10 protein-coding genes are annotated in these 12,647 nt (G+C 68.2%); 4 read left to right on the top strand and 6 right to left on the bottom strand.

Features of this window, described 5'->3' with window-relative positions:
* The first annotated feature begins 1 nt into the window (after position 1).
* Genes NQ036_RS02640 through NQ036_RS02650 form a run of 3 tightly spaced genes read left to right on the top strand, consistent with a single transcriptional unit; the run spans position 2 to position 3,525 of the window.
* Positions 2-613, top strand: a complete 612-nt coding sequence (locus NQ036_RS02640; RefSeq protein ID WP_257056986.1) for a TetR family transcriptional regulator C-terminal domain-containing protein — start codon at positions 2-4, stop codon at positions 611-613.
* Between the two features lie 22 nt (positions 614-635).
* On the top strand, positions 636-1,835 hold the full coding sequence (locus NQ036_RS02645) for a Glu/Leu/Phe/Val dehydrogenase dimerization domain-containing protein (protein ID WP_257056987.1): 1,200 nt from the start codon (positions 636-638) through the stop codon (positions 1,833-1,835).
* On the top strand, positions 1,828-3,525 hold the full coding sequence (locus NQ036_RS02650) for a thiamine pyrophosphate-binding protein (protein WP_257056988.1): 1,698 nt from the start codon (positions 1,828-1,830) through the stop codon (positions 3,523-3,525). The genes NQ036_RS02645 and NQ036_RS02650 overlap by 8 nt, the downstream gene beginning before the upstream one ends.
* A gap of 13 nt (positions 3,526-3,538) precedes the next feature.
* On the opposite strand, the gene NQ036_RS02655 is transcribed toward NQ036_RS02650, so the two are convergent.
* The 5 genes from NQ036_RS02655 to NQ036_RS02675 are packed head-to-tail and all read right to left on the bottom strand — an operon-like array spanning position 3,539 to position 9,204.
* Positions 3,539-4,198, bottom strand: a complete 660-nt coding sequence (locus tag NQ036_RS02655) for an ABC transporter permease (RefSeq protein ID WP_257048047.1) — start codon at positions 4,196-4,198, stop codon at positions 3,539-3,541.
* A gap of 3 nt (positions 4,199-4,201) precedes the next feature.
* Complete coding sequence (locus tag NQ036_RS02660; RefSeq protein ID WP_257048045.1) at positions 4,202-4,921, bottom strand: ABC transporter permease; 720 nt, start codon at positions 4,919-4,921, stop codon at positions 4,202-4,204.
* Complete coding sequence (locus tag NQ036_RS02665) at positions 4,914-5,918, bottom strand: ABC transporter ATP-binding protein (protein ID WP_257048044.1); 1,005 nt, start codon at positions 5,916-5,918, stop codon at positions 4,914-4,916. Before NQ036_RS02665 ends, NQ036_RS02660 begins: the two co-directional genes overlap by 8 nt.
* A 20-nt stretch (positions 5,919-5,938) precedes the next feature.
* A complete protein-coding gene (locus tag NQ036_RS02670) occupies positions 5,939-6,940 on the bottom strand; it encodes a glycine betaine ABC transporter substrate-binding protein (RefSeq protein ID WP_257048043.1) in 1,002 nt (333 codons plus the stop codon).
* A gap of 11 nt (positions 6,941-6,951) precedes the next feature.
* On the bottom strand, positions 6,952-9,204 hold the full coding sequence (locus tag NQ036_RS02675; RefSeq protein ID WP_257056990.1) for a CocE/NonD family hydrolase: 2,253 nt from the start codon (positions 9,202-9,204) through the stop codon (positions 6,952-6,954).
* A gap of 365 nt (positions 9,205-9,569) precedes the next feature.
* Between NQ036_RS02675 and NQ036_RS02680 the strand changes: the two genes are divergently transcribed.
* Entirely contained in the window at positions 9,570-11,465 is a 1,896-nt protein-coding gene (locus tag NQ036_RS02680; RefSeq protein WP_257056991.1) for an HNH endonuclease signature motif containing protein, read from the top strand.
* Between the two features lie 38 nt (positions 11,466-11,503).
* On the opposite strand, the gene solA is transcribed toward NQ036_RS02680, so the two are convergent.
* The gene (gene solA, locus NQ036_RS02685; RefSeq protein ID WP_257056992.1) at positions 11,504-12,646 is read right to left on the bottom strand and encodes an N-methyl-L-tryptophan oxidase; all 1,143 of its coding nucleotides are present in this window, start codon (positions 12,644-12,646) and stop codon (positions 11,504-11,506) included.
* Position 12,647: the final 1 nt, after the last annotated feature.

Raw genomic sequence — 12,647 nt, forward strand, 5'->3', positions numbered from 1 at the left:
GGTGACGCGCAAAACCTCGCAGCAGCGCCGCGCGGAGATCCTGGAGACGACCGCCGACCAGATCGCAGCACACGGCACCGGCGGCGTGCGAGTGGCGGATGTGGCATGCGAACTGGGGGTGAGCCCCGCGCTCATCATGTACCACTTCTCCACCCTCGACGCCCTCATCACCCAGGCCCTGCAGTTCGTGGCCGATCGCGACATCGCCCGGCTCGAGGACCTGGCCGGCGCCGGCGGCAGCGCCTGCGAGCGCCTGCCCGGCATGCTGCGCTGGTATGCGCCCAGCGAGCGGGCAGCCGGTTGGCGCTTCTGGATCGAGGGCTGGGCGTTCGCCGGCCGCGATGAGCGGGCCACCGCGATCACCCGGGAGCTCGACGACCGCTGGAAGGCCGCCTTCTGTGACCTGCTGGCCGAAGGGCGGGCCGCCGGTGAGTTCCGGGTGGCCGATCCGCGCGCGGCCACGCTGCGGGTCCATGCGCTGCTCGACGGGCTGGCCATCCAGCAGGTCGTCTACCGCCGCGACCTGCCCGCCGACACCCTGCGGGCCTGGGCGACCGAGGCGCTGGCCCGGGAACTCGACATTCCCGCCGACCGCCTGATCCCGCAACAATAACTCCACAACGGTAAGGAGCTCCATGCAGAACTTCCTGGAGATCGCCTGGCACGACCGCCACTCCCCTGCGACCGCCCACGTCGTCATCACCGAACTGCTCGGCGGGGCCGCCAGCGGGGGACTGCGGATGCGCCCCGGCTGCACCCTCGACGAGGTCAGGGGCCTGGCGCGGGCCATGTCGCTCAAGGAGGCCCTGCACTTCCGGCCGGGCGCGAACTACCTGCCCTTCGGCGGAGCCAAGGGCGGGATCGACTACGATCCGGACACCCCCGACGCACAGGCGGTGCTCGATCGGTTCATCGCCGATTTGCGCCCGATCCTCGAATCCTATTGGGCCGTCGGCGAGGACCTGGGGATCCGCCAGGAGGGCCTCGACGCGGCCGTCACCGCCGCCGGGCTGCGCAGCGGAGTGCAGGCGGCCTACCAGCGCCTGGGAGCCTCGGCGCAGACGATAACCGCAGCCGAGGCGAAGCTGGCCGCCGCGGCGGCCGTCACCTCGGGCGGGATCGGGCTGGACCTGCTGGTGGGCGGGCGCGGCGTGGCACGGGCGGCTCTGAGCGCCCTGGACACCCTGAGCATCCCGGTCCAGGGCGCGCGCGCCGTGGTCCAGGGCTTCGGCTCGATGGGCGGGGCGAGCGCCCGGTTCCTAGCCGCCGCCGGCCTGCGGATCGTCGCCGTGTCCGATATCGACGCGACAATCGCCAACCCGGCGGGTCTGGACGTCGAGGCCCTGCTGGCCGCGCGAACCACCGCCGGGCGCATCGACCGCTCGGCCCTGGGCCCGGGCGATGCGGTGCTCGAGCGCGACGCCTGGCTGAGCATCGACTGCGAGGTCCTGGTGCCGGCGGCGGTGTCCTACTGCATCACTCCGGACAATCAGGACCGGATCACCGCAGCGCTCATCGTGGAGGCGGCGAACATGCCGGTGCTGCCGGTGGCCGAATCCCTGCTGGCCGCCCGCGGGGTGCCGGTGGTGCCGGACTTCCTGGCCAATTCGGCCACCAACGCCTGGTGGTGGTGGACCCTGTTCGGCGATGTCGAACCCAACGTCGATTCGGCCTTCGCGATGATCGACCGGGAACTGGACCGGCTGACGCGCCTGGCCTTCGAGCTGGCCGGCGACCACACCGTGCGCTCCGGCGCCCTGTGCATCGTGGAGCACAATCGACGGGCGCTGGCCGATCCTACTGCGACCCACACCTCTGGAGGACACAATGACTGAGCACGCCGCCGCATCTAAGAACACCGCGCCACAGGACGCCAGGACCGGCGCCCAGCTGTTGGTCGAGGCCCTGGCGGCCCACGGGGTCGACACCGTCTTCGGCATCCCCGGCACCCATAATCTGGACCTCTTCGCCGCACTGGCCGTCTGCGGCATCCGGACGGTCAATCCGCGGCACGAACAGGGTGCGGGGTTCGCGGCCGACGGCTATGCGCGTCTGTCCGGGCGGCCCGGGGTGTGCATCACCACGACCGGCCCCGGCATCCTCAACGCGGTCACCGCCGTCGCCCAGGCCTACTCCGATTCGATCCCCCTGCTGACCATCTCCCCCGGCCTGCCCCTGGCCCATCCCAGCGGCGGCAACGGCTATCTGCACGAGGTCAAGGACCAGTTGGGCGCGCTGGAGGCCGTCGCGGGTGCGGCCTGGCGGGTCGAGTCCCTGGCCGACATCCCGGCTGCCGTGACTCGGGCCTTCGCACTGCTGACCGGGGGCCGGCCCCGTCCCGTGCACCTGGAGATCCCGCTGGACCTGCTGCCGGCCGCGCTGCCCGCGGACGGTCCCCGGTTGCCCGCTCCGGTGCCCGTACTCGGCGCTCCCCTGCCACCTGACGAGCGGGCGATCGCCTCGGCCGCTGCCCTGTTGCAGGGGGCCGAGCGCCCGGTCATCATCGCCGGCGGCGGGGCCTCGCACGCGGCCGCGCAGGTGCTTGAGCTGGCCCGCGTGCTCGCGGCCCCCGTGCTGACCACCGCGAATGGCAAGGGCATCGTGCCCACCGACGATCCGCTGTTCGCCGGGGCCGGGATCCACGAACCGGCCCTGCTGGAGTACCTGGCGCGGCCCGGAGTGGTCCTCGTGGCGATCGGCACGGAACTGGCACCGGCGGATATGTGGGCCGGCCCCGTCCCGCCTGACACACCGGTGATCCGGATCGACGTCGACCCCCACGGGCTGGGCGCCAATGCCACGGCCACCGTGCCCGTACTCGCCGATGCGGCGGTGGGGACGACCGCTCTGACCGCCGCTCTGCGCACTGCCGGGGCCGAGGCCGCAGCGGGTTCCGCACCCGCGCAACCGACCGTGCAGCAGACCGCGCCGGTGGAGTCGGTCGGGCTGCCGGAGTCGGCCGGGCGGCTGCGCCAGGCGATCCGCGCCCAGGCGCTGCGCACCGCCGGCGGGCACCTGCCCGTGGTCGAGGCGATCGACCGGGCCACCGCCGGCCGGGCCGTGCTGGCCGCGGACAGTAACCAGGCCTCGTACTACGGCGCCTTGGGCCTGCTGCCGGCGCACCGGCCCCGCTCCCTGCTCTACCCCTCGGGCCTGGGGACCCTGGGCTACGGGCTGCCGGCCGGGATCGGCGCGAAACTGGCCGAACCCGAGGCCCCCATCGTGGTGCTCGAGGGCGACGGCGGGATCATGTTCACGGTCTCAGAACTGGCGTGCGCCGCCCACCTGGGCCTGGCCCTGCCCATCGTGGTCGTCGACAACGGCGGCTACGGTGAGATCCGCGATGAGATGGTGGCCCGCCACGATCCCGTGCAGGCGGTGGACCTGCCGGGCGTGGACTTCGTGGCCCTGGCGCGGGCCATGGGCTGTGCCGGCGAAGCGCCCGAGGACGCCGCAGCGCTGCGTGAGGGACTTCAGCGCGCGCTGGCGGCCGATCGCCCCACCGTGCTGCACGTGCGCTGGTGAGCCGGGGCCCCGGTTAGCCGGCCGCCTGCAGGTACTTGACCCCCGAGGGCGATACCGCGCGCAGCAGCCAGGCCAGCAGCTGGTCGAGCAGGATCGCCAGCAGGGCGACCCACAGGGCGCCGGCGACCACGCCGGCCATCCCGTAGGCGACCTGGTTGAGGATGATATCGCCCAGCCCGCCGGAGCCGGCGATCGTGGCGACCGTCGCCGATGACACCGTGAGCACCACGGAGGTCCGGATGCCGCTGATGATCATCGGCAGGCCCAAGGGCAGTTCCACCCTGGTCAGCACCTGCAGGGGCGTCATGCCCATTCCCCTGGCGGCTCTGCTCAGGTCCCGGTCGACCGAGTCGACCGCCTGGAAGGCGTAGCTGAGGATCGGCGGGAAGGCCAGCAGGAACAGCGCGATGACGGCGTTGAGCATTCCGATGCCCACCAGGCCGATGAGGATCGCGACGAGTGCCAGGCTGGGCAGTGCGCGCCCGATGTTCGTCACGCTCACCGCCAGGAACTCGCCGCGGTGGATGTGGCCCAGCCACACGCCCAGCGGCACGCCCACGATGATCGCGGCGGCGATCGGGATGAGGCTGATGACCAGGTGCTCGCCGGTCTTCTCCAGCAGCAGGCCCAGATTGTTCGCGATGAAGGGGAAGGCCCCGAATACGGATTCCATGGCTCAGGCCCTCGCTTTCGTCCAGGGGGTCACGATCCGGCCCAGGATGACCAGCAGGCCGTCCAGTGCGAAGGCCAGCAGCACGGCGAGCGCGCCGGCGGCGATGAACTGCGTGTTGAACGGCGATGACACGGCCTTGATGATCGGCGAGCCCAGGCCCGCATCGACGACGAAGGCCGCGACTGTCGCGATGCTCACGGTCAGCACCGTGGCGATCCGCACCCCGGAGATGATCGCGGGCAGTGCCAGCGGCAGCTCGACCTGGCGCAGCAGTTGGCCGGAGTCCAGTCCCATCCCGGTCGCAGCCCGTTTGACTTCGGCCGGCACCCCGGCCAGACCGGAGAGCACTGCCTGGAAGATGATGAGCAGGGTGAAGCAGACCAGCGCGATCTCCACCGTCCACATGCTCAGGCCAGTGAAGGGGACCAGCAGCTGGAACAGCGCCAGCGGCGGCAGGGTGTAGAGGATCGTCGCGACCCAGTTCAGCGGCCCGGCCAGCCACTTCTTCCGGTACGCCAGCAGGGCGGCGGCGAAGGCGATGATGAAGCCCACGACCACCGCGATGACGACCATGTAGATATGGGAGACCAGGGCGGGCCAGAACACGCTGGGCCACTGCTGGACGAACCAGCCGGTGCAGAACAGCCCATCATTGGCCACACAGTCGGTCGCGGTGCCGTAGTCGGGGATGACGGGATCGCCCGCCGGCGCGAACTCACTCATCGCTGCCCTCGGCGACCCCGGTGCCCGGTGCGCACACCAGCTCATGCAGGCTCACCGTGCCCAGCGCCCGGCCTGCTTCGACGACCCTGGCACCCCCGGCTCCTGCCGCCGACACCAGCGACAGGGCCTCGCGCAGAGTCAGGGCGGGTGCGGCCTCGGGCCAGGAAGCCGTTTCGGCCGAAGCTGCAGCGCCCTGGCGCGCGGCCAGGACCTCGCCCACGGTGGCCAGGGCCAGGCGTTTGAGGCCGCGTTCGGCGCCCAGGAACTCGGCGACGAAGTCATCGGCCGGGTGGCTCAGCAGCTCCTGCGGGGTGCCGTACTGGGCCAGCCTGCCGCCGGGCTTGAGCAGGGCGATCTTATCGCCCATCTTGATCGCCTCGTCGATGTCGTGGGTCACGAACAGCGTCGTCTTGCCCACGGCCCGCTGGATCCGCAGGAACTCGTCCTGCACGGACACCCGGGTGATCGGGTCCAGGGCCCCGAAGGGCTCGTCCATCAGCATCACCGGCGGATCGGCCGCAAGGGCGCGGGCGATCCCCACGCGCTGCTGCTGCCCTCCGGAGAGCTGGCCGGGATAGCGCTTGAGCCAGGTGTCCACAGGGGTCAGGCCCACCAGTTCCAGCAGTTCGACGGTGCGGTCCTTGATCCGCTGCTTGTCCCAGCCCAGGATCTTCGGCACCGTGGCGATGTTCTCCGCGACCGTGTAGTGCGGGAACAGGCCGGATGCCTGTATCGCATAGCCGATCGTGCGGCGCAGTTCGATGGGCGAGATGTCCATAATGGATTTCCCGTCGATCAGGATCTTCCCCGAGCTCAGGTCGATCAGCCGGTTGACCAGCTGCAGGGCGGTGGTCTTGCCACCGCCCGATGGCCCCACCAGGCACACCAGCTCGCCCGCGCCCACGCTCAGGTTCAGCCCGGCCAGGGCCGGTTCGCTCTGGCCGGGATAGACCTTGGTGACGTCGACGAATTCGATCATCGTGTTCTCAACTCGCATTCGTATCGGATCGGGTCCGCTCAAATCAGCCGGTTGGCCTGCAGGAAGGTCTTGGCCACCTGCGCCGGGTCCAGCCGGTTGATCGCCTGCGCCTCGTTGAGCGCCTGGATCGCGGTGGTGGTGAGCAGGGAGTGCAGGGTGTCGAGGAACTCTGTGAGGTCATCGTCGACGGTATCCATCACATCCTGGCGGATCAGCGGCACCACGTTCTGGAAGCCGTAGATCTTCTTATCGTCCTCGAGCACCACCAGGTCCGAGCGCAACAGCTGCGGATCGGTGGTGAACACATCGGCCGCCTGGATCTCTCCGCGTTCGATCGCCCGATAGTTCAGGCCGATGCTCAGGGTCTTCAGCTTCATATTGTCCAGCCCGTAGGCCTTCACAATGCCCTCATAGCCCTGGGCGCCCGTGACATTGTCCGGGTAGGTCGAATAGGTGAAGTCGCCGATCCCCTTGAGGTCCGACATGGTCTTCAGGCCGTGTTCGTGCGCGAACTCCCGGCGCACCGCGATCGCGTTCTTGTTCTCGAACGGGGTGGCCTTGAGCATGCTCAGATGCTCGCCGGCGGCCCATTTCGCCGCCAGATCGTAGGTCTCGCGCGCCGAATCCATCAGCCGGTCCTCGTGTATGAAGTTCACCAGGATCACGCCCGTGTATTCGGGGTAGATGTCGATCTGCCCGGACTGCAGAGCCGAATAGATGATGTCGCTGGAGCCCACATTGGTCTTCAAATCGACCCGGTAGCCGCGCTCCCGCAGGCCCTGGGCATAGAGCTCGCCCATCACCCAGCTTTCGGCGAAGCCCTTGGAGCCGACCGTCAGACTCCGCTTCCCGCCCTTCCTCCCCGAGGCCTCGGCCCCTGCCGGGCCCGCGCACCCGGCCAGGGACGCCAGCCCCAGCCCGGCGCCCAGGCCCGCGCCCAGCAGTCCCAGGGCGCCGCGCCGGGTCAGGGGCCCGCGGCTGCGCGACTTATGTGTTCTGGGTCCGTCGTTTCCAATTCCGTCGTTTCCGGGTCCATTCATCCGCATGCACCTCAGTTCAGATCGCGGGGCACCGTGGTGTTGGTCCTCCGCCGGTGGAAGGGCACCCCATCGTGGTAGGCGACGAGCTCGTTCGTCACGGTGAAGCTCGTGGCGTCCCCGGTCATCCGGCTGCGCGTGCGCAGTTCGACGTCCCAGCCGTGATCAGCCGCCGCCGGGGCGTCCGCCTGCGCGGTGTGGGCCCGGCCGGGGGCCTCCTGCACATCGGGCAGTCCAGGGCGCCGGTAGCGGATGCTGCGCTCGCACACGGCCTCGGGAGAGGAGGAGTCCCCGGCCGTCCGGAAGTAGGAGTCGCGTTCGGAGGAGTAGTAGAACAGTCCATCGGCGAGGTCCGTCTGCCAGGATTCGGTGAAGGTCTCCACCTTGGTCCGGCCCGTCACCAGGTCGGTCTCCAGGGTCCGCGTCATCGGCGCATAGTCCGCGTCGATCGTGTTCTCCGGTGGCTCCGGCGGCGTGCCCAGGGCCGCAGTGACCCGTGCGCTCAGCGCCGAATCCGCCACCGGGTCCGCAGCCGTGCGCACGGGGGCGAGCAGGTTCGCATCGTGCACGGTGATGAGGGTTTCCTCGGGCGAGGGCCACAGATTCGGCCAATAGCTTGCGGAGATGCTCAGGCGCAGGCTGTGACCCGGAGCCAGCCGAGCCGCGGTCGCCAGCAGCGGGAAGTCCAGCTCGACCGGGGTTCCCGGCGTCAGTGGTTCGGGGAACTCGTGGCCGGTGTGGTGGGTCAGATTGAACAGGCCCAGGGTCAGCAGGCGGGATTGCCCGGCAGGGTCCACATCACACAGGCGCGCTGCGATCACGCCGCGGTCGGCACTCGAGGACACGGTGGCCCGCACTCGCGGGGTGCCCAGAATCTCCAGACCCTCGGCGGCCGTCCAGCTCAGGGTGAAGGACTGGGCGTCGTCCCTGGCCTGATCTCCCGGGATGCCGGCGGCCTCGCCGAACTGCAGCCAGCTGCCGCCGTCGAAGCCCAACAGCACCGACGAGGACAGGGTCCGGGGACCTGAGGGGGTTGCGGTGAGTGCAGCAGGGGTTGCGGAGCCGGCGGGGGTTGCGGTGCCGTATTCGACCTCGGCCACCTGCGGGCTGGGCCAGACCTGTTCGGCCACCCAGCGGCCGGGCCGGGTCTCCCGATCGGAGCCGATCGGGGCACTGTCGGGGACGAAGGCGCGCAACTGCGGATCGTCCTGCACCCCGTTGTCCACGCCCTTCATCCACTTGTCCCACCAGCGGATCGCCTCGCCGATGAAGTCGTAGCCGGGCCCGGGCGCGGCCTGATGCGGATAGTTGTGCGCATGCCCGCCCAGCAGGGCGTGGATGGGCGGGTAGTCCGGATTGGTCCGGCGCTGTTCGGCGGCGTTCTCCATCAGCCGGAACAGGGTCGTGCGGTATTCGTCCTGCAGGCCGCCGACGGCCAGCACGGGGACCTCGATGGCCTCGGGGGTCTCGCACACCGACGCGTGTTTCCAGTAGGCGTCGCGACGCTGGTGCCCCAGCCATTCGGCGATGTTGTTCGGCGATTCGTCGATCCGGTGCTTCCAGTCCTCGAGCCAGCCGGCGCCGGCCACGGCCGGGTCCTGTGGGCGGGCGTTGTAGGCCCACATGGTCGAGGCCCAGGACACCATCTGGTCGCCCACGATGGCCCCTCCGTTGTAGTGGACGTCGTCGGCGTAGCGGTCGTCCGTCGAGCACACGGTGATGACGGCGGCCAGTTCCGGCGGGCGCAGGGCCGCCAGCTGCAGGCCGTTGAACCCACCCCAGGACTTGCCGATGATGCCGACCTTGCCGTTGCACCACGGCTGGGCGGCGATCCAGGCCAGTGTCTGCAGGCCGTCGTCCAGTTCCGTGGCCGAGTACTCGTCGGTCATCACGCCTGTGGAATCGCCACAGCCGCGCAGGTCGACACGCACGCTGGCGTAGCCGGCGCGGGCGAACTCCGGGTGGATCGTCTGGTCGCGCGCGGCGGTCATGTCGTTCTTACGGTAGGGGATGTACTCCAGCACCGCCGGGACGGGCTCGAATCCCTGTTCTCCCGTAGTTCCCGGTTCGCCCGAGGTCTGGGTCGCGTCGAGCTGCGTGTGCCGATCGGCGGGCAGCCAGACGCGGGCGGACAGCTCGACGCCGTCGGCCAGGGGGATGCGGGCGTTCTCGATGACGTGCACGGGCAGGGGATCGCTGCGGTAGCGGAAGGAGTCCGTGGAGGTCTGTTGTGCGGGCGTCATCGGTTCAGGCGTCGGTTCAGTCATGATGGGCCGAGGCTATCAAGGAGGACTGTGGGAAATCGGGGCATCTCACCAGGTGACATGGGGTGCGGGGTCCGATTGGAGGGTGTTCGGCAGCGCCGTTCCCAGGGGACGCGGCGAGTTCTGCCAAGTCCCCACGTTATCCACATATACACAGGTCTAATCCACAGATGTGTATCTAGATGTGACCGTGCGTCAACAGTCTGTGGATAGAAAAATATCTCTATGACAATCTTCGATTAGCTCTACCCAAGGCGTTCACAATGTAATAGAATATGGATATCGGTAGATCATCGGCGATCCACCGCAGTCCGGCTCCTTCAGACTACGAATCAGCACGGACACGACACCTGTCAAGGAGGTGAATGATGACCGCTCTCACCAGTCTCCGCGCGGTCCAAGACGACTACCAACACATCCAATCCGGACGCTGGTCCACCATCATCGACTACCTCCTCACCGCCACCGGCACCACCGTGAAGGAAATCGAACACGCCGGTAACTCTGATGATGCCCCGAACGCCCGCAACCCACAGGCCATCATCGAAGCCCTCAAAGACCTACTCACCGCCGTACCCGCCACCACCTGGATGGAACTGGCCACCACCCTTGGGAAAACCCGCGGACAGACCCGCGCGCTGGCCACCCGCATCCTCAAAGGCCGATTCCTCCTCCCCCGGCTGACCACAGCCATGCAATCCGGGAATCTATCCTTCGACCTCTACGACCACACCACCACCCGCGCCCAAGACATCGAAGCCAGCTCCTACGACTACCTCGACCAAGCACTCACCCTGCTCGCACCCACCACAGACGCCACCCACTACCGCGCCACCCTCACAGCCGCCATCACACTGCTCAAAACCCCCGAACACTCCGCAGAACACGCCTTCGAAGAACGCGGTGTTCACCTCACCGACCTGGGCAATGGACTCGGCCTCCTCGAACTCACCGGACCCATCCACACCCTCACCGCCCTGGAGGCACGTCTCAGGGCCTTCGCGCGGCTTATCCGCACGGGTGATCCCGTCCTCCTCGAAGAAGCGGATTCCCACACCATCACGGATGACCGCAACCTTGGCCAACTCATGTTCGACATCCTCATCAACACCCCGCACAGCCTGGACATCACGGTGACGGAAGTTGCCACGGCGGCTTCCTCGGAAGCACCCGCAGGTGACACGCAGGAGTCTGACGCCACCAACAACGCGGACGGCCAAGCGCCTGCCCAGCTGGTCGACGCTATCCATCAGGTCACCGTGACCATCCCGCGCAATGACTCCTGGCTCGCCTCCCAAGCCCAAGTCGCCACCACAGTCCCCTTCCTCACCCTCACCGGCGACGAACCACTCCCCGGACAACTCGCAGGTAAAGCACCCATCCCCGCCGACATCGCCAGCCACCTCGCCTCACAAGCACCCTCACTACGCCGCCTTCTCACCGACCCGGCAACCGGGGCCGTGCTCGACGAACACGCCCGCAGCTACCACATCCCCACAGCCCTGCGCACCACCCTGCAAAACAAATGGGCCTGGTGCACAGCCCCCGGCTGCACCCGACCAGCCCAAACCTGCGACCTCGACCACATCGAACCCTTCAACCACGCAGACCCAGCCGCGGGCGGACCCACCACCACGGCAAACCTCCACCCCCTGTGCCGCGGACACCACCTCCTCAAAACCAACCGCAACATCACCATCACCACCGGCAAAGACGATTCACTGACCTATACGTGGACCTCCACCACAGCACCCACGGGGTTCACCCACACCATCGACCCACCACCGGACCTGATCAACGCCGCCCAGGCCCGCCACATCATCGACCAACTCACCGGCACCACTTCTTACCCGCCGAATCCACCACCCGAACCCCAGGGGACCACTGTGCCCACCGACCCAGCGGCCTCAGAACCCGCGCCCCCAGACCCCGGCCTCTACCCACTCGAACGCAACCTACGTGCATTGTCCGCTGCCGAACGTGCAATCCCCGCCATCGCCGACCTCGAACACCTCTTGGCACAGGACCACCTCCTGCCACCACGCCCCGAACGCAAACTCACCACCTGGGAAGAACTCGACATCCTCTACCGGATCGCCCACCCAGACCACACCACACCCAGACCCAAAACCTGGCGCCCCACAGACTGGACCCCCTGGGCCCACCACCGCACCCGCACCCAAATCATCACCGACCCCTGGCGCCACACCACCCCACCGATCGACCACCAAACCGAATACGAAACCGACCTCCCACCCTTCTAAGGGCAGGAGGCCGGTATGCAGAAGCCGGGGTCGCGGCGTCAATGCGCTGAAATCGTGAAAGCCTCGTCCGCGAACTCCGCCTCACCGGTCAGCGCGAGCTCGGCCATCACCTCACCCCAGACGGGGGCGAACTTGAACCCGTTGCCGGAGAATCCGGTGCCGATGACGATGCGCCCATCGGCCATCGTGTCGATGATCGGCACATGCGATTCGGTCACGGCATCGGGATGGGCGGACCACCTCACCGGGCCGCCCACCAGATCGGGAATCATCATATGGGCGATCTGGGTGGCCCGCTCCAAGGATTCCGGGCTCACCGTCATGAACCGCTCCGCGTAGTCTCCGACATCGGGCAGATCCAAATGTGCACTGACCTTGATCGACGCCCCGTCCAATGTCGGCACCCCGAAGACGTGCTCTCCGTTCAGATCGCGCATGAACCCAGGCAATTTGTCAGGAGTGAACATCTCCGGATGCCGGGGCAGGAACCAGGTCAGCGTGAAGTTCCCGACCCTCACCTTCCTGCGCAGGGCCGGCAGGAGCCGGGTGCTCCAGGGCCCGGTTGTGACGATCACCCGATCTGCTTGGACGACACCACGCGTGGTGTGGACCAGAACTCCGTCGCCTGCGTCCTCGAGGTCCAGGACTTCGGTATCGAACCATGCCTGGGCTCCCAATGCCAGCGCCTGCTGGGTTGCCGTGGCAACCGCGGCCTCGGGACGCATGGCCCCGCCCAGGGTATCGAGCACACCTGTGTCATCGTCCTCGATGTGGAACTGCGGATACGACCGACGCAGCTCGGCGGCGTCGAGCACCCGGTGGGGCAGCTGATAGTCGGAAATCGACTTCAGCGTCTGCTCCAGATCCGGGAAACCCTCCGGGGCGATGCTCAGCGCACCGGCCTTGACGAGCAGCTCCCGACCGGATTCCGCTTCGAGCTCCGTCCACAGCTGACGCGAGCGCAGCAGCGCCGGAGTGTAGAGCGCGCCCTCCTTCGCCGCGACCCGGAACAGTCTGGACTCGCCCGGATACGCACCGTTCCCATGGACCTGGCCGAACTGTTCGATCCCCAGAATGGGACGCCCATCGTTTTCCCCCGCCAGCCGCCACAGGGCCATCGATCCGACACTGCCCAGGCCGATGACCACTACCCCGGCACGCGCCACCACATGTTCACTCATG

Origin of the sequence: Brevibacterium sp. 91QC2O2, assembly GCF_024580695.1 — a bacterium.
Classification (GTDB): Bacteria; Actinomycetota; Actinomycetes; order Actinomycetales; family Brevibacteriaceae; genus Brevibacterium; species Brevibacterium moorei.

Excerpts from the sequence above, each read along its gene's own strand:
- NQ036_RS02675 (WP_257056990.1), bottom strand. The coding sequence starts at position 9,204 with ATGACTGAACCGACGCCTGAACCGATGACGCCCGCACAACAGACCTCC.
- NQ036_RS02665 (WP_257048044.1), bottom strand. The coding sequence starts at position 5,918 with ATGCGAGTTGAGAACACGATGATCGAATTCGTCGACGTCACCAAGGTC.
- NQ036_RS02670 (WP_257048043.1), bottom strand. The coding sequence starts at position 6,940 with ATGAATGGACCCGGAAACGACGGAATTGGAAACGACGGACCCAGAACA.
- NQ036_RS02655 (WP_257048047.1), bottom strand. The coding sequence starts at position 4,198 with ATGGAATCCGTATTCGGGGCCTTCCCCTTCATCGCGAACAATCTGGGC.
- NQ036_RS02660 (WP_257048045.1), bottom strand. The coding sequence starts at position 4,921 with ATGAGTGAGTTCGCGCCGGCGGGCGATCCCGTCATCCCCGACTACGGC.
- NQ036_RS02650 (WP_257056988.1), top strand. The coding sequence starts at position 1,828 with ATGACTGAGCACGCCGCCGCATCTAAGAACACCGCGCCACAGGACGCC.
- NQ036_RS02645 (WP_257056987.1), top strand. The coding sequence starts at position 636 with ATGCAGAACTTCCTGGAGATCGCCTGGCACGACCGCCACTCCCCTGCG.
- solA (WP_257056992.1), bottom strand. The coding sequence starts at position 12,646 with ATGAGTGAACATGTGGTGGCGCGTGCCGGGGTAGTGGTCATCGGCCTG.
- NQ036_RS02680 (WP_257056991.1), top strand. The coding sequence starts at position 9,570 with ATGACCGCTCTCACCAGTCTCCGCGCGGTCCAAGACGACTACCAACAC.